This is a genomic window from Variovorax sp. OAS795 (assembly GCF_040546685.1).
GTDB lineage: Bacteria > Pseudomonadota > Gammaproteobacteria > Burkholderiales > Burkholderiaceae_C > Variovorax.
The window spans coordinates 2,897,821-2,914,512 of sequence record NZ_JBEPOH010000001.1 but is presented as its reverse complement, the minus strand read 5'-3'; the positions used below and the strand labels follow the sequence as shown (position 1 = coordinate 2,914,512).

At 66.2% G+C, this 16,692-nt stretch carries 16 protein-coding genes; 5 read left to right on the top strand and 11 right to left on the bottom strand.

From position 1 onward, the window contains the following. Position 1: 1 nt before the first annotated feature. From hscA to uvrB, 7 genes are all read right to left on the bottom strand, one after another. Positions 2-1,864 carry a Fe-S protein assembly chaperone HscA gene (gene hscA, locus ABID97_RS14025; RefSeq protein ID WP_354399073.1) on the bottom strand — a complete coding sequence of 621 codons (1,863 nt, stop codon included), beginning with the start codon at positions 1,862-1,864 and terminating at the stop codon, positions 2-4. Positions 1,865-1,875: 11 nt separating this feature from the next. Continuing rightward, a complete protein-coding gene (hscB, locus tag ABID97_RS14020; RefSeq protein WP_354399072.1) occupies positions 1,876-2,394 on the bottom strand; it encodes a Fe-S protein assembly co-chaperone HscB in 519 nt (172 codons plus the stop codon). A 63-nt stretch (positions 2,395-2,457) separates the two neighbouring features. Beyond that, positions 2,458-2,781, bottom strand: coding sequence for an iron-sulfur cluster assembly protein IscA (gene iscA, locus ABID97_RS14015; protein ID WP_007828190.1), 324 nt, complete (start codon positions 2,779-2,781; stop codon positions 2,458-2,460). Between the two features lies 1 nt (position 2,782). Then, positions 2,783-3,199, bottom strand: a complete 417-nt coding sequence (iscU, locus tag ABID97_RS14010) for a Fe-S cluster assembly scaffold IscU (RefSeq protein WP_354399071.1) — start codon at positions 3,197-3,199, stop codon at positions 2,783-2,785. A 60-nt stretch (positions 3,200-3,259) separates the two neighbouring features. Continuing rightward, a complete protein-coding gene (locus tag ABID97_RS14005) occupies positions 3,260-4,480 on the bottom strand; it encodes an IscS subfamily cysteine desulfurase (protein ID WP_354399070.1) in 1,221 nt (406 codons plus the stop codon). 88 nt (positions 4,481-4,568) lie between these two features. After that, positions 4,569-5,105 (bottom strand): Fe-S cluster assembly transcriptional regulator IscR, encoded by a 537-nt coding sequence (gene iscR, locus ABID97_RS14000; protein ID WP_007828186.1) that lies wholly within the window; start codon positions 5,103-5,105, stop codon positions 4,569-4,571. Positions 5,106-5,338: 233 nt separating this feature from the next. After that, on the bottom strand, positions 5,339-7,456 hold the full coding sequence (uvrB, locus tag ABID97_RS13995; RefSeq protein WP_354399069.1) for an excinuclease ABC subunit UvrB: 2,118 nt from the start codon (positions 7,454-7,456) through the stop codon (positions 5,339-5,341). Between the two features lie 105 nt (positions 7,457-7,561). On the opposite strand from uvrB, the gene ABID97_RS13990 reads away from it, so the two are divergent. From ABID97_RS13990 to ABID97_RS13975, 4 genes are all read left to right on the top strand, one after another. After that, positions 7,562-8,758, top strand: a complete 1,197-nt coding sequence (locus ABID97_RS13990; protein WP_354399068.1) for an amino acid aminotransferase — start codon at positions 7,562-7,564, stop codon at positions 8,756-8,758. Positions 8,759-8,915: 157 nt separating this feature from the next. Continuing rightward, positions 8,916-10,331: a polyhydroxyalkanoate depolymerase gene (locus tag ABID97_RS13985; protein ID WP_354399067.1), complete on the top strand. Its 1,416-nt coding sequence runs from the start codon at positions 8,916-8,918 to the stop codon at positions 10,329-10,331. Continuing rightward, positions 10,328-10,960: an RnfABCDGE type electron transport complex subunit B gene (locus ABID97_RS13980; protein ID WP_354399066.1), complete on the top strand. Its 633-nt coding sequence runs from the start codon at positions 10,328-10,330 to the stop codon at positions 10,958-10,960. The genes ABID97_RS13985 and ABID97_RS13980 overlap by 4 nt, the downstream gene beginning before the upstream one ends. Beyond that, on the top strand, positions 10,957-11,595 hold the full coding sequence (locus tag ABID97_RS13975) for a LysE family translocator (RefSeq protein ID WP_354399065.1): 639 nt from the start codon (positions 10,957-10,959) through the stop codon (positions 11,593-11,595). The genes ABID97_RS13980 and ABID97_RS13975 overlap by 4 nt, the downstream gene beginning before the upstream one ends. A gap of 12 nt (positions 11,596-11,607) precedes the next feature. On the opposite strand, the gene yedA is transcribed toward ABID97_RS13975, so the two are convergent. After that, positions 11,608-12,525 (bottom strand): drug/metabolite exporter YedA, encoded by a 918-nt coding sequence (gene yedA / locus ABID97_RS13970; protein ID WP_354399064.1) that lies wholly within the window; start codon positions 12,523-12,525, stop codon positions 11,608-11,610. A 114-nt stretch (positions 12,526-12,639) separates the two neighbouring features. Here yedA and ABID97_RS13965 point away from each other — a divergent pair, with 114 nt between their 5' ends. Beyond that, positions 12,640-13,137, top strand: a complete 498-nt coding sequence (locus ABID97_RS13965; protein WP_354399063.1) for an Lrp/AsnC family transcriptional regulator — start codon at positions 12,640-12,642, stop codon at positions 13,135-13,137. Here ABID97_RS13965 and ABID97_RS13960 read toward each other — a convergent pair. From ABID97_RS13960 to accC, 3 genes are read right to left on the bottom strand one after another with little or no spacing between them, the layout of a single operon-like run. Then, positions 13,127-13,615 carry a VOC family protein gene (locus ABID97_RS13960; protein WP_354399062.1) on the bottom strand — a complete coding sequence of 163 codons (489 nt, stop codon included), beginning with the start codon at positions 13,613-13,615 and terminating at the stop codon, positions 13,127-13,129. The two genes, ABID97_RS13965 and ABID97_RS13960, sit on opposite strands and share 11 nt — an antisense overlap. Next, positions 13,612-14,637: a biotin synthase BioB gene (gene bioB / locus ABID97_RS13955; RefSeq protein ID WP_354399061.1), complete on the bottom strand. Its 1,026-nt coding sequence runs from the start codon at positions 14,635-14,637 to the stop codon at positions 13,612-13,614. Before bioB ends, ABID97_RS13960 begins: the two co-directional genes overlap by 4 nt. Beyond that, complete coding sequence (gene accC, locus ABID97_RS13950) at positions 14,637-16,685, bottom strand: acetyl-CoA carboxylase biotin carboxylase subunit (protein ID WP_354399060.1); 2,049 nt, start codon at positions 16,683-16,685, stop codon at positions 14,637-14,639. Before accC ends, bioB begins: the two co-directional genes overlap by 1 nt. Positions 16,686-16,692 lie beyond the last annotated feature (7 nt).

Sequence of the window (16,692 nt, the reverse complement as noted above, 5' to 3'; positions counted from 1 at the left end):
CTTAGAGGGATTCGACCTTGCGGCCCGACAACGCGCGTGCAATGCCCGCGTTCATGCGCTGGGCGGCAAAGGCTTCGGTGTCGTTGGCCAGGGCCTTGGTGGCCGCTTCGATGGCCGCCGCTTCGTTGCTGCCTTTCGCGGCTTCGCGCAGCCGCGCCATCGATGCATCGATGGCGGCGCGCTCTTGCGCTTCGAGCAGGTCGCCGTCGGCATCGAGCGCGCTCTGCGTGGCAAGCAGCATGCGTTCGGCATCGACGCGGGCCTCGACGAGCGCACGCGCCTGCATGTCCTGCTGCGCGGTGGAAAAGCTCTCCTGCAGCATGGTCGCGATCTGGTCGTCCGAAAGCCCGTACGAAGGCTTGACGGTGACGCTGGCCTCGACGCCGCTGCCCTGCTCTTTGGCGCTGACGCTCAGCAGGCCATCGGCATCGACGGTGAAGGTCACGCGGATGCGTGCGGCACCGGCCGCCATCGGCGGAATGCCACGCAACGTGAAGCGCGCAAGGCTGCGGCAGTCGGCGACCAGGTCGCGCTCACCCTGCACCACGTGCAGCGCAAGGGCGGTCTGGCCGTCCTGGTAGGTGGTGAAGTCCTGCGCCATCGCAGTGGGGATGGTCTGGTTGCGCGGCACGATGCGCTCGACCAGACCGCCCATGGTCTCGATGCCGAGCGAGAGTGGAATCACGTCGAGCAGCAGCAGGTCGCCAGCGCCGTTGTTGCCGGCCAGCTGGTTGGCCTGGATGGCCGCGCCGAGGGCCACCACTTCGTCGGGGTTGAGGTTGACCAGGGGCTCGCGTCCGAAGAAACCGGCCACGGCACGGCGGACCTGCGGCATGCGCGTGGAGCCGCCGACCAGCACGATGCCCTTCAGGTCGTCGGGCTTGAGCCTGGCGTCTCGCAGCGCCTTGCGAACCGCGGCAATCGTGCGGTCGGTGAGCGGCCTCGTGGCGGCATCGAACTGATCGCGCCCCAGTTCGAATCGAAGCGCCTGGCTTGCCAGCTCAGCGCAGAACGTGGTCGATTCGCTGTCGGTCAATGCCTCTTTCGCGGCGCGGGCGGCCACGAGCATCGCGGCCTTGTCGTTGTCGCCGCCGGCCTTCAGGCCGGTTTGCGCGAGCACGAAGTCGGCCAGCGCGTGGTCGTAGTCGTCGCCGCCCAGGGCCGAATCTCCACCCGTGGCGATCACTTCGAACACGCCCTGCGTGAGACGCAGGATCGAGATGTCGAAGGTGCCGCCGCCCAGGTCGTAAACGGCGTAGACACCCTCGCTCGCGTTGTCCAGGCCATAGGCAATGGCGGCGGCCGTCGGTTCGCTGATCAGCCGCAGCACGTTGAGGCCCGCGAGCTGCGCGGCGTCCTTGGTGGCCTGGCGCTGGCCTTCGTCGAAGTAGGCCGGCACGGTGATCACCGCGCCGTAGAGCTCGTCGTCGAAGGTGTCTTCGGCGCGAAAGCGCAGCGTGGCAAGGATTTCGGCGCTGATCTCGACCGGCGACTTCAGGCCAGCGAGGGTCTGCACCTTCACCATGCCGCCGTCGCTGCCCTCGACGTGATACGACATCGCTTCGCGGTTCGAGATGTCGGAAAGGCCACGGCCCATGAGCCGCTTGACCGAGGTGATGGTGTTGGCAGGGTCCTGTCCGCGTGCCGCCACGGCGTCGAAGCCGATCTGCCGGCGGTCGCCTTCGAGGTAGCGCACGGCCGAGGGCAGCAGCACGCGGCCCTGGTCGTCGGGCAGGCACTCAGCCACGCCGTTGCGCACCGCGGCAACCAGCGAATGCGTGGTGCCGAGGTCGATGCCCACGGCAATGCGGCGCTGATGCGGATCGGGCGCCTGGCCGGGTTCTGAAATCTGTAGAAGAGCCATATGTATGAAGCCTATTGTCCCAACTGGTCGAACCTGGCTTCGACGTCCTGTCCGAAACGCTCAATGAACATGAGGGCTCTCACCTGCTGCGCGGCGGCGGGATAGTCCCCCTTCTCGTCGATCAGCCAGTCGAGCGACGACAGCGCGCGCGCGCGGCCGGCTTCGACCTCGGCCTGCAGCTTCTCGATCGCCGCGACGTCCTCGGCGTCGTCCAGCTCCTCGCGCCATGCCATCTGCTGCATCAGGAATTCCGGCGGCATGGCCGTGTTGTGCTCGGCATTCAGCGGCGCGCCGTGGAGCTCACAGATGTAGCTCGCGCGCCGGATCGGGTCCTTCAGCCGCTGGTAGGCCTCGTTGATGCGCACCGACCACTGCATGGCCACGCGCTGCGCCGCGGCGCCCTGCGCGGCAAAGCGGTCCGGGTGGGCCTCGCGCTGCAGCTCTTTCCAGCGCGCGTCGAGCGCGGCGCGGTCCTGCGCGAACGTCGCGGGGACGGCGAACAGTTGGAAGTCGGTGTCGTTCAGGTTCATGGCATGAAAAAACCGCCAGCACATGACATGGTGGCGGCTGTTGTCGCGCTCAGCGACGGCGCGTCAGATGCGAAAGCTTTCCCCGCAGCCGCAACGGTCGCGTTCGTTCGGGTTGATGAACTTGAAGCCTTCGTTCAGGCCTTCGCGCACGAAGTCGAGCTGCGTGCCGTCGATGTAGGCGAGGCTCTTCGGATCGACCAGCACCTTGACGCCGTGATCCTCGAACACCACGTCCTCGGGCGTGAACTCGTCCACGTACTCGAGCTTGTAGGCCAGCCCCGAGCAACCGGTGGTCTTCACGCCCAGCCGCACACCCACGCCCTTGCCCCGCTTGCCGAGGTAGCGGGTCACATGGCGCGCAGCGGCTTCGGTCAACGTGACGGCCATGTCAGTGGACTGCCGGCTCGGCTTGCGCCGTCTTGGCGCCGTGCTTGGCCTTGTAGTCGTTCACGGCGGCCTTGATGGCGTCCTCGGCCAGGATCGAGCAGTGGATCTTGACGGGCGGCAGCGCCAGCTCTTCGGCGATCTGCGCGTTCTTGAGCGCAGCCGCTTCGTCCAGCGTCTTGCCCTTGACCCATTCGGTCACGAGCGACGACGAGGCGATGGCGGAGCCGCAACCGTAGGTCTTGAAGCGCGCGTCTTCGATCACGCCGGTTTCGGGGTTGACCTTGATCTGCAGCTTCATGACGTCGCCGCAGGCCGGTGCGCCGACCATGCCGGTGCCGACCGAATCGTCGCCCTTTTCGAAGGAGCCGACGTTGCGTGGATTTTCGTAGTGGTCGATGACCTTGGATGAATATGCCATGGTGTACCTCTCAAACTTTGTTCAAATCGTGGAGCGCTGGTGGGCCAGTACGCCGATGCGTCAGTGGGCCGACCACTGGATCGTGCTGATGTCGACGCCGTCCTGGAACATCTCCCAGAGGGGGCTCAGCTCGCGCAGCTTGGCGACGTTGTGCTTGATGGTCGAGATGGCGTAGTCGATTTCTTCCTCGGTCGTGAAACGGCCGATGGTCATGCGAAGGCTGCTGTGGGCCAGCTCGTCGCTGCGGCCCAGGGCGCGCAGCACATAGCTGGGCTCCAGGCTGGCCGACGTGCAGGCCGAACCCGACGACACCGCCAGGCCCTTGATGCCCATGATCAGCGACTCGCCTTCGACGTAGTTGAAGCTCATGTTCAGGTTGTGCGGCACGCGCTGCTCGAGGTCGCCGTTGATGAAGACCTGCTCCACGTCCTTCAGGCCATCGAGCAGGCGTTGCTGCAGGCGGCGCGCATGGGCGATGTCATCCTTCATCTCGAGCTTGGCGATGCGATAGGCCTCGCCCATGCCGACGATCTGGTGCGTGGGCAAGGTGCCCGAGCGCATGCCGCGCTCATGGCCGCCGCCGTGCATTTGCGCTTCGAGGCGAATGCGCGGCTTGCGGCGCACGTACAGGGCACCGATGCCCTTGGGACCGTAGGTCTTGTGCGATGCCAGGCTCATCAGGTCGATGGGCAGCTTGGTGATGTCGATCTCGACCTTGCCGGTGGCCTGGGCCGAATCGACGTGGAAGATCACGCCCTTTTCGCGGCATGCGTTGCCGAGCGCCACCACATCCTGGATCACGCCGATTTCGTTGTTCACGAACAGCACGCTGGCCACGATGGTGTCGGGGCGGATCGCCGCCTTGAACTTGCCGAGGTCGACGAGGCCGTTTTCCTCGACATCGAGGTAAGTGACTTCGAAGCCTTGGCGCTCGAGTTCACGCATGGTGTCGAGCACGGCCTTGTGCTCGGTCTTCAGCGTGATCAGGTGCTTGCCCTTGCCCTTGTAGAAGTGCGCCGCACCCTTCAGTGCCAGGTTGATCGACTCGGTGGCGCCGGAGGTCCAGACGATCTCGCGGGGGTCCGCATTGATCAGCTCGGCCACCTGGCCGCGCGCCTTCTCGACCGCCTCTTCCGCCTCCCAGCCCCAGGCGTGGCTGCGCGATGCCGGGTTGCCGAAATGTTCGCGCAACCAGGGAATCATGGCGTCGACGACACGCGGGTCGACCGGCGTGGTCGCGCCGTAATCAAGGTAGATCGGGAAATGAGGAGTGACGTCCATGGCTGGCTCGGGCTGGCGTGGGGGTTGTTTCTTTATCTGGGCGGCTTTTCGCAGCGGCGCCCGCAGGCGCCGCATGCGATTCGGGGCATCAGGACTTCGCGAATGCGTTGCCGAGGGCAAACACCGAGTTCGGCGCGTTCACGCGGATCGGCTTGACCACGGGCTGCGCCGAGATGGCACGCTTGACGACCGGCTTGTTCTCGATCTGCACACCCTTGGCGATCTGGTCGTCGACCAGCTTCTGCAGCGTGACGGAATCAAGGAACTCGACCATGCGCTGGTTCAGCGAGGCCCAGAGCTCGTGCGTCATGCAGCGGCCGGCCTCGCCGAGGCAGTTTTCCTTGCCGCCGCACTGCGTGGCATCGATGGGCTCATCGACGGAAACAATGATGTCTGCGACGGTGATATCCGCAGCCTTGCGGCCGAGGCTGTAGCCGCCGCCGGGGCCGCGGGTCGACTCGACGAGCTCGTGGCGGCGAAGCTTGCCGAACAGCTGCTCGAGATACGACAGGGAAATCTGCTGCCGCTGGCTGATCGCAGCCAGCGTGACCGGACCGGTGTTCTGACGCAGCGCCAGATCGATCATTGCTGTGACCGCAAAACGGCCTTTGGTAGTGAGACGCATCGCAAGCTCCTTCAAGTGCTTACCGTTGAAACGACACCGTGGCCCGGGGCCGCGGTGACTTCGTCTCCGCCCTGCCCGACCCCTGACGCTGGTGAACCAGCCGGTGGGATCGGTCCTTCATCGCGAAGTTCTTTTTTTTGTTGTTGAGTATTTCTGTCAAGTATAGCAGAAGGCCCTGAAGTTTGCTCGGGTAAACCCCAGCGCAAACCGCTTGAAGAAGCCGGAACCCCGCCCTACGACGGCAACACCGCGATGTTGTCCCCGCCGGAAGCCCCGAATGCCTGCTCCCGCAGCAGCGCCAGCTGGTCGCGCACCCGCGCCGCCTTCTCGAACTCGAGGTTGCGGGCGTGCTCGAGCATGAGCTTTTCAAGGCGCTTGATTTCCCGGGCGATGTCTTTTTCGCTCATGTCCTCGACCTTGGCGCGTTCCAGGTCGAGCTTGGCCATTTCCTTGCCCGTCTTTTCGCTGTAGACGCCGTCGATCAGGTCGCGCACCTGCTTGACGATGCTGCGCGGGGTGATGCCGTTGGCCTCGTTGTAGGCCACCTGGCGGGCGCGACGGCGCTCGGTCTCGCCGATCGCCTTCTTCATAGAATCGGTCATCCGGTCGGCATACAGGATGGCCTTGCCGTTCAGGTTCCGGGCCGCCCGGCCGATGGTCTGGATCAGCGAACGCTCGGCGCGCAGGAACCCTTCCTTGTCGGCATCGAGGATGGCCACCAGCGACACCTCGGGAATGTCCAGGCCTTCGCGCAGCAGGTTGATGCCCACCAGCACGTCGAAACTGCCCAGGCGCAGGTCGCGCAGGATTTCCACCCGCTCGACCGTGTCGACGTCGCTGTGCAGGTAGCGCACCTTCACGCCGTTGTCGCCCAGGTAGTCGGTGAGCTGCTCGGCCATGCGCTTGGTCAGGGTGGTGATCAGCACGCGCTCGTTCTTTTCGACGCGGATGCGGATCTCGCCCAGCACGTCGTCCACCTGGTGCGTGGCGGGGCGCACCTCCACCTCGGGGTCGATCAGGCCGGTCGGCCGGACCAACTGCTCGACTACGTTGCCGGCATGGTCCTTCTCGTACTGCGCGGGCGTGGCCGAAACGAAGATGCACTGGCGCATGCGCGTCTCGAACTCCTCCAGCTTGAGCGGCCGGTTGTCCAGCGCACTCGGCAGCCGGAAGCCGTATTCGACCAGCGTGGTCTTGCGGGCCCGGTCGCCGTTGTACATGGCGCTGAGCTGGCCGACCATCTGGTGGCTCTCGTCCAGGAACATCAGCGCGTCCTTCGGGAGGTAGTCGGTCAGGGTGGCCGGCGGCTCGCCGGGCGCCGCTCCGGAGAGGTGCCGCGTGTAGTTCTCGATGCCCTTGCAGTGGCCGATCTCGGCCAGCATCTCGAGGTCGAAACGGGTGCGCTGCTCCAGCCGCTGCGCCTCGACCAGCTTGCCTTGGGACACGAACTCCTTGAGCCGCTCGGCCAGCTCGATCTTGATGGTTTCGACCGCGCCCAGCACCTTGTCGCGGGGCGTCACGTAGTGGCTCGACGGGTACACCGTGAAGCGCGGGATCTTCTGGCGGATGCGGCCCGTGAGCGGATCGAACAACTGCAGCGACTCGATCTCGTCGTCGAACAGCTCGATGCGGATCGCAAGCTCGCTGTGCTCGGCCGGGAACACGTCGATCGTGTCGCCCCGCACCCGAAAGGTGCCGCGCGAGAAATCCTGCTCGTTGCGGGTGTACTGCATGCGGATCAGGCGCCCGATCACGTCGCGCTGGCCGATCTTGTCGCCCACCCGCATGATGAAACGCATCTGCGTGTAGTCCTCGGGCGTGCCGATGCCGTAGATGGCGCTCACCGTGGCCACGATGACCGTGTCTCGCCGCTCCAGCACGCTCTTGGTGGCCGACAGCCGCATCTGCTCGATGTGCTCGTTGATCGACGAGTCCTTTTCGATGAACAGGTCGCGCTGGGGCACGTAGGCCTCGGGCTGGTAGTAGTCGTAATAGCTGACGAAGTACTCGACGGCGTTCTTCGGGAAGAACTCGCGGAATTCGCTGTAGAGCTGCGCCGCCAGCGTCTTGTTGGGCGCGAACACGATCGCCGGCCGGCCCAGCCGGGCGATCACGTTGGCCATGGTGAAGGTCTTGCCGGAGCCCGTCACGCCCAGCAGCGTCTGGAACACCTCGCCGTCGAGCACGCCCTCGACCAGCCCGTCGATCGCCTTCGGCTGGTCCCCTGCCGGCGGATAGGGCTGGAAAAGCTCGAAAGGCGAGCCCGGATACTTGATGAATTCGCCCTGCTTGGCCGGACCGATCGGGTCCAGTTTCTTCAGGTCTGCTATGGCTTCGTTGTTCTCTGGCATGGCTGTTCCCGACAGGTGGCGGTAGCGCCGGTAAAATTCAAGGCAACCGGAAAGCATAAAGCCTCTCCGGTTGCCAGCGAAGCTTTCATCCCAAAGGACCTTTCCATGTCTATGTTCACCGCGGTCGAAATGGCACCGCGCGACCCGATCCTCGGCCTCAACGAGCAATTTGCAGCCGATACCAACCCCAGCAAGGTCAACCTCGGCGTCGGCGTCTATTACGACGACAACGGCAAGCTGCCCCTGCTCCAGTGCGTGCAGGCCGCCGAACAGAACATGATGAAGGCCCCCTCGGCACGCGGCTACCTGCCGATCGACGGCATCGTGGCGTACGACAACGCCGTCAAGGGCCTGGTGTTCGGCGCCGACAGCGAGCCCGTGCAGTCCGGCCGCGTGGCCACCATCCAGGCCATCGGCGGCACCGGCGGCCTGAAGGTCGGCGCCGACTTCCTCAAGAAGCTCAACCCCAAGGCCAAGGTGCTGATCAGCGACCCGAGCTGGGAAAACCACCGCGCCCTGTTCACCAACGCGGGCTTCGAGGTCGAGAGCTACCCCTACTACGATGCCGCCAAGCGCGGGATCGACTTCGGCGGCATGCTGGCGGCGCTGAACGCGGCGCCGGCGGGCACGGTCGTGGTGCTGCACGCCTGCTGCCACAACCCGACGGGCTACGACATCAACTCCGAACAGTGGGACCAGGTCGTCGCCACCGTCAAGGCCAAGGGCCTCGTGCCCTTCCTCGACATGGCCTACCAGGGCTTCGGCTACGGCCTGAAGGAAGACGGCGCGGCGGTTGCCAAGTTCGTCGATGCCGGCCTGACCTTCTTCGTCTCGACTTCGTTCTCCAAGAGCTTCAGCCTGTACGGCGAGCGCGTGGGCGCCCTCTCGGTGCTGTGCGAGAGCAAGGAAGAAGCCGGCCGCGTCCTCTCGCAGCTCAAGATCGCGATCCGCACCAACTACAGCAACCCGCCGATCCACGGCGGCGCCGTGGTGGCCGCGGTGCTCGGCAACCCCGAACTGCGCGCCCTGTGGGAGAAGGAACTCGGCGAAATGCGCGTGCGCATCAAGGCCATGCGCCAGAAGCTGGTCGACGGCCTCAAGGCCGCCGGCGTGAAGGAAGACATGAGCTTCATCACCACCCAGATCGGCATGTTCAGCTATTCGGGCCTCGGCAAGGAGCAGATGGTGCGCTTGCGCAACGAATTCGGGGTGTACGGCACCGACACCGGCCGCATGTGCGTGGCCGCGCTCAACAGCAAGAACATCGACTACGTCTGCGCGTCGATCGCCAAGGTCATCTGACCGCCGGCAGGTGCGAGAGAGCGTCCTGACCACGCTTTTCTCGCACCCCATGGCACGCGATGCTTCCGGCGGTGGGATCTACGTAGGGGTAACGCCCCCTGCGCCATCGCCCCGGCGCTGATATATTGCACCGCAACATCCCACTCCAACACCAGCGATGCTCTACCAACTCTACGAAGCCCAGCGTTCCCTGATGGAACCGTTTTCGGACTTCGCGCAAGCGGCGTCCAAGCTCTTCGGCCAAGGTGCCGTGTGGGGGCAAGTGCCCATGGCCCAGCGCATGGCGGCAGGCTACGACCTGCTCTATCGCCTCGGCAAGGACTACGAGAAGCCCGAGTTCAACATCAAGTCCGTGAAGGTCGAGGGCGAAGACGTGGTGATCCAGGAGGCCGTCGAGCTCGACAAGCCTTTCTGCGAGCTGCGCCGGTTCAAGCGCTTCACCGACGAGCCGCACATTCTCAAGACGCTCAAGAGCCAGCCCGTGGTGCTGATCGTGGCGCCGCTGTCGGGCCACTACGCCACGCTGCTGCGCGACACCGTGCGCACCATGCTGCAGGACCACAAGGTCTACATCACCGACTGGAAGAACGCGCGCCTCGTGCCGCTGTCGGAAGGCGAGTTCCACCTGGACGACTACGTCAACTACGTGCAGGAGTTCATCCGCCGGCTGCAGGCCGAGTACGGCAACTGCCACGTGGTGAGCGTGTGCCAGCCCACGGTGCCGGTGCTGGCCGCCGTGTCGCTCATGGCCAGCCGCGGCGAGCAGCTGCCGCTCACCATGACGATGATGGGCGGCCCCATCGACGCGCGCAAATCGCCCACGGCGGTGAACAACCTCGCGATGAACAAGAGCTTCGAGTGGTTCGAGAACAACGTGATCTACCGCGTGCCGCAGGGCTTCCCGGGTGAAGGCCGCCGCGTGTACCCCGGCTTCCTGCAGCACACGGGCTTCGTGGCCATGAACCCCGACCGCCACGCCAGCAGCCACTACGACTACTTCAAGGACCTGATCAAGGGCGACGACGCGAGCGCCGAAGCCCACCGCAAGTTCTACGACGAGTACAACGCGGTGCTCGACATGGACGCCGACTACTACCTGGACACCATCCGCGCCGTGTTCCAGGAGTTCGATCTCGTGAACGGCACCTGGGACGTCAAGAACCCCAAGGGCCAGATCGAGCGCGTGCGCCCGCAAGACATCCACTCCACGGCCCTGCTCACCGTCGAGGGCGAGCTCGACGACATTTCGGGCTCCGGCCAGACCGAGGCCGCGCACAGCCTGTGCACCGGCATCGACGACGCCCAGCGCGAGCACTACGAAGTCAAGGGCGCAGGCCACTACGGCATCTTCAGCGGCCGCCGCTGGCGCGACCTGGTCTACCCCAAGGTGGTCAAGTTCATCGCGGCCCACGACCAGCCGCAGCGCCGGGCCGGTGCGCGCGAGAGCCTGCCGGCCGAAGACCGGATCAAGCCGGCGCGCAGCACGGCTACCGCTGCAGCCCGCAAGAATGTCGCAGCCAGGAAAGCGGTGGCGGTCGCCCCCGTGAAGAAGACCGCGGCACGAAGGAAGTGACCGGGCTGGCCGCACGCATCCACGATGCACTGCCGCAGACGCAGTGCACGCGTTGCGGCTACCCCGATTGCGCGGGCTACGCCCAGGCGGTGGCCGATGGCACGGCCGAAATCAACCAATGCCCTCCCGGCGGCGCGGAAGGCATCGCCAGGCTGGCACGGCTCACGGGCCGCGAGCCGCTGCCGCTCGATCCGCAGTTCGGCACCGAAGGCCCGCGGGCCATGGCCGTCATCGACGAGGCCTGGTGCATCGGCTGCACGCTCTGCCTGGACGCCTGCCCGACCGATGCCATCGTGGGCATCAACAAGCGCATGCACACCGTGATCGAGGCCCACTGCACGGGTTGCGAGCTGTGCATTCCGGTGTGCCCGGTCGACTGCATTTCGCTCGAAGCCGAAACGCCGGGCCGCACAGGCTGGCAAGCCTGGTCCGAGGCGCAGGCCAAGGCCGCACTGCAGCGCTACAAGCTGCATGGCGCGCATCGCCGGGCCGGCAGGCCGCAAGACAAGGAAGCGGCGCCCGCCGCCGAGCCGCAAGCCGCCGACACGCGCAAGCGGTCCATCGTCGAAGCCGCACTGGCGCGTGCCCGTGCCGCCTCCCCGCAACGACCGCGCGCCGCCAAGCCATGACACTCGACACCCTGCTGATCTACGTCGTCGCCTCGCTTGCACTGGCCGTGATCCCCGGACCCACGATGCTGCTGGCGCTGTCCAACGGCATCGACGGCGGCATGCGCCGCGCGAGCTGGGGCATTGCCGGCGCGTCGCTTGGCAGCGTCACGCTGATTGCGGTGGTGGCGCTCGGCCTCGGTTCGCTGCTCGCCGCATCGGAGCTGCTCTTCAATGCGATCCGCGTGGCCGGCGTCGCCTACCTGGTCTGGCTCGGCGTCAAGCTGTGGCGCAGCGAAGCGACCGACCTCGGCACGGCGCTGGCCAGCTCGGCCATCGAGCATCGCCCGCACGGCCGCGTCGCACTGGTGCGCAGCCTGCTGGTGGCGCTGTCGAACCCCAAGACGGTGCTGTTCTTTGCCGCCTTCCTGCCGCAGTTCATCGACATCTCCCAGCCTCAGGGCACGCAATACCTGTTGCTGGGCTCGATCTTCGTGGCGCTCGACACCTGCGTGATGCTGGCCTACGCGGCCGCCGGAACGCAGGCCGTGCGCTGGCTCTCGCGCCGCGGACTCAAGGCGCTGAACCGCAGCTGCGCCGCGGGCATGTGGCTGCTGGCGGCCACGCTCGCCTTCTGGCGCCGTCCGGGCACCTGAACGGCGCGCAGCTCACGCCTTCGCCGAACGCTTGAAGAGCAACAGCAGCACCCCGGCCAGGATGACCACGACCGCGTACCACTCGAAGCGCGTCACCGTCTCGTTGGCGATCCAGACGCCCAGCAGCATCGCGATCACCGGGTTGACGAAGGTGTAGCTCGCCGCCAGCGCGGCGGGCGCCCTGGCGAGCAGCACCATGTAGGCGTTGAACGCGATCAGCGATCCGAACACCACGAGATACAGCCAGGCCGCAGCGGCTTCGGGCTGGGGCGGCCACAGCAGCTCTTCACCAGAGAGGGCGGAGAGCACCAGCAGCACCACGCCGCCGCAGATCATCTCGCTCGCAAAACCCATGGCACCGGGCGCGAGCGGCAGGCTGCGCTGGCTCAGCACGCTGCCCATCGACCAGCAGACGCACGCGACGGAAATGGCCACCAGGCCCGCGGGCGACGACTGGAAACCGCTGCCCTGCGTGAGCATCAGCACGCCGACGAGCCCGAGCGCAATGCCCGCTGCTTCCAGCCCTGTCGGCTTCACGCCCCAGACCAGGTTCATCAATGCGATCAGCAGCGGCACCACCGCAATGAAGGCCACCACCAGCCCGGAGCCGATCGTCACTTCGGCGTGCGCGGTGCCCCCCATGCCGCCACCCAGCATCAGGGTGCCGACCAGCAGCGCGTTGCGCCATTGCAGGCGCGAGGGCCACGCCGCGCCGCGCCAGCGCATCCAGGCGGCCAGCAGCACGCCCGCGAACAGGAAGCGCGAGCCCATCTGCAGAAAGGGCGCGAAGCTGACCAGTGCGTACTTGATCGCGAGATAGGTCGAGCCCCAGACCACCCAGGTGGCGGCCAGACAGAGCCAAAGGATGGGCGGGAGCGCAGCGCGTGCGGCGCTGGGCGCGGCCTCTGCGGGAGATGCGAGTGTGGGCATCGGGATGGGTCTTGTTGGTGTTGGAACACCGACCATGGTATGAAAGCGTTCTTCCGGCAACCATGCAGCTTTCATGGTTCTTTGCGTTTCCTACCGTCGATTTGAAGGAGTTGCATGGACTATCCCTTGAACCCCGCGCTCGATCCCCACGACACGCGCATCCTCGCCGAACTGCAGGCCGATGCGCGGCTCACCATGGCCGAGCTCGGCCGCCGTGTGCACCTGAGCCAGCCGGCCGTGACCGAACGCGTGAAGAAACTCGAGGCCTCGGGCGTGATCAGCGGCTACCGCGCCACGGTCAACCTCGGCAAGCTTGGCTACGGCATTCGCGCCATCATCCGCGTCGGCCGTGCCGACTACGCGCGTGTGGTCGAACTGGTTCAGCAAACGCCCGAGTGCGTCAATGCCTACAACGTGACCGGCGACGACAGCTGGATCCTGGAGATCGCGGTCATCGACGTGAGCCACCTCGATGCGGTGGTCACCAAGTTCTGCATCCTCACCGAAACGGCCACATCGATCATCCTGAATCCGGCGCGCGAGCACCAGCCGATGCTGCCGCCCCGGCGCTCCGATGTGAAGCCGCCGATCAGGAAGGTGCTCAACGCGTAGCGGCCAGCGCGCCGAAGGCCGCCACCACCTCGGGCGGCGCCTGCACCATCTCGATGAGCACGCCCTCGCCCGCGATCGGAAATTCGTCGTTCGCCTTCGGATGCAGGAAGCAGATGTCGAAGCCGGCCGCGCCCTTGCGGATGCCGCCGGGCGCAAAGCGCACGCCCTGCGCGGTGAGCCATTCGACGGCCTTTGGCAGGTCGTCGATCCACAGGCCCACGTGGTTGAGGGGCGTCGTGTGCACCGCCGGTTTCTTGTCCGGGTCCAGCGGCTGCATCAGGTCGACCTCGACCTTGAACGGGCCGCTGCCCATCGAACAGATGTCCTCGTCGACGTTCTCGCGTTCGCTCTTGAAGGTGCCCGTGACCTCGAGCCCCAGCATGTCGACCCAGAGCTTCTGCAGCCGCAGCTTGTCCGGCCCGCCGATGGCGATCTGCTGGATGCCCAGCACCTTGAAGGGGCGTGCCGTTGCCGTCATGCGCAGGGCTCCGCCTGTTCGGCTGTGCGGCGCGCCTCAAGCCCCAGCTTGCGCAGCAGCTGCACGTCGGCCTCGACATCGGGGTTGCCGGTGACCAGCAGCTTGTCGCCGTAGAAGATCGAGTTGGCGCCGGCCATGAAGCACAGGGCCTGCACCGCATCGCCCATCTGCTGGCGGCCCGCCGACAGGCGCACGCGCGCCGTCGGCATCGTGATGCGCGCGACCGCGATCATGCGCACGAAGTCGAAAGGATCGACCGGTTCCGAATCGGCCAGCGGCGTGCCGGGTACACGCACCAGGCTGTTGATCGGCACCGACTCCGGATACGGATTCAGATTGGCCAGTTGCGCGATGAGCCCTGCGCGGTGCACCGGCTGCTCGCCCATGCCGACGATGCCGCCGCAGCACACGCTGATGCCGGCACTGCGCACATGGGCCAGCGTATCGAGCCGGTCCTGGTAGGTGCGCGTGTCGACGACGTCGGTGTAGTACTCGGGGGCGGTGTCCAGGTTGTGGTTGTAGTAGTCCAGGCCCGCGGCCTTGAGCTGGTGCGCATGGTGCGGCTCCAGCATGCCGAGCGTGGCGCAGGTCTGCATCCCGAGGCCCTTCACCGCCTCGACCAGTACCGCCACCTTCTCGACGTCGCGGTCCTTCGGTGCGCGCCATGCGGCGCCCATGCAGAAGCGCGTGGCGCCGGCGTCCTTGGCGGCCTGCGCGGCACGCAGCACCTCGTCGACCTCCATGAGCTTCTGCGCCTTCACGCCGGTGTCGAACTCGGCCGATTGCGGGCAGTAGCCGCAGTTCTCGGGGCAGCCGCCGGTCTTGACCGAGAGCAGCGTCGCCAGCTCGATGTCGCCGTCGGGGAAGTGCGCGCGATGCACCGTCTGCGCTTCGAACAACAGCGCCATCAGCGGCTTGTCGAGCAGGGCCTGGATCGCCTCGATCGACCAGGGCCCTTGCGGCGCCGGCACCTTGGAAGGCTTGTGCAGCGTGATCGGCTGTTGCAGGTCGTTGGCACCCATCAGTTGAACTCCAGAATGATTTGATCGACGGCGAGCGACTCGCCCTTGCTGGCCGACACCTTGCCGACCACGCCGTCCTGCGTGGCAAACAGCACGTTTTCCATTTTCATGGCCTCGATGACGGCCAGCTTCTCGCCCGCACGCACCTGCTGGCCCGGCTGCACCGACACCTCGACCAGGAGGCCCGGCATCGGCGACATCAGGAACTTGCTCAGGTCCGGCGGCGCCTTATAGGGCATCAGTTCGAGCAGCCGCGCGCCGAGCGGCGACAGCACCATCGCGTCGATCTGCTTGCCGTCGTGCGACACGCGCAGCGCCAGCGGATTCCTGCCCGCGCCGCGCTCCACCTGCGCGGTGAAGGGCCGGTCATTGACCATGCCCTGCACGCGAACGGCCCCGAGCGCAAAGCCGCTGTCGATCTTGTAGCTCGTGTCGCCCACGGCCACGGCGCTGGCGCCGGTCTTGCCATGGAAGTCGGTGACCGAGACCGGATGGTGCACGTGCCTGCCCTCCGGCCCCAGCTCCACCACCACGAACTGCTCGCCCACCTTCACGCCATGGCCTTCGAGTTGGCCGCTGATGCCCGATGCGCGCGCGCGGTAGCGCCGGTGCACGTAGGCCGCGAGCGCGATGAGGAAAGCCGGGTCGGCGTGCGGCACGTCTTCCGCATGGAAGCCCTTGCCGTAGTGCTCGGCGATGAAACCGGTGTTGAAGTCGCCCGCCACGAACCTGGGATGCGCGAGCAGCGCCGCCTGGAACGGGATGTTGCTGCTGATGCCCCGGATCACGAAGCCGTTGAGCGCCTCGCGCATGCGTGCGATCGCATGCTGCCGGTCCTTGCCGTGCACGATGAGCTTGGCGATCATCGAGTCGTAGTACATCGGGATCTCGCCGCCGTCGTACACGCCGGTGTCCACGCGGACGCCGTTCAGGTGCTCGGTGTCGGCCGCGAACATGGTCTCGGCCGGCGGCTGGAACTTGACCAGGCGGCCCGTGGAGGGCAGGAAGTTGCGGAACGGATCCTCGGCATTGATGCGGCACTCGATGGCCCAGCCGTTGCGCTTCACCTCGGCCTGCGTGAGCGGCAAGGCTTCGCCCGCCGCCACGCGGATCATCAGCTCGACCAGGTCGAGGCCGGTGATGCACTCGGTCACCGGATGCTCCACCTGCAGCCGCGTGTTCATTTCCAGGAAGTAGAAGCTCTGGTCCTTGCCGACCACGAACTCCACGGTGCCCGCGCTCTGGTATTGCACCGCCTTGGCCAGTTGCACCGCCTGTTCGCCCATCGCCCTGCGCGTGGCGTCGCTGATGAACGGCGACGGCGCCTCCTCGATCACCTTCTGGTGCCGGCGCTGGATCGAGCATTCGCGCTCGTTCAGGTAGATGACGTTGCCGTGCGAATCGCCCAGTACCTGGATCTCGATGTGGCGCGGCTCCTCGACGAATTTCTCGATGAACACGCGGTCATCGCCGAAGCTGTTGCGCGCTTCGTTGCGGCACGAGGTGAAGCCCTCGAAGGCTTCCTTGTCGTCGTAGGCCACGCGCAGGCCCTTGCCGCCGCCGCCCGCCGAAGCCTTGATCATCACCGGGTAGCCGATGTCCTTGGCGATCTCGACCGCGCGCTCGGCCGTCTCGATGGCGTCGTTCCAGCCCGGAATGGTGTTGACCTTGGCTTCGTTCGCGAGCTTCTTCGAGGCGATCTTGTCGCCCATGGCCGCGATCGAATAGTGCTTGGGCCCGATGAAGGCAATGCCCTCTTCCTCGACCTTGCGCGCAAACGCTTCGTTCTCCGACAGGAAGCCGTAGCCCGGATGCACGGCTTCCGCGCCGGTCTGCTTGCAGGCCGCGATGATGCGGTCGGCCTGCAGGTAGCTCTCGCGGCTGGGCGCAGCGCCGATGTGCACCGCTTCGTCGGCCAGCTCGACATGGCGCGCTTCCTTGTCGGCGTCGGAGTAGACAGCGACCGTGAGGATCCCCATCTTCCTTGCGGTCTGGATGACGCGGCAGGCGATCTCTCCGCGGTTGGCGATCAGGATTTTCTTGAACATGTTCTTC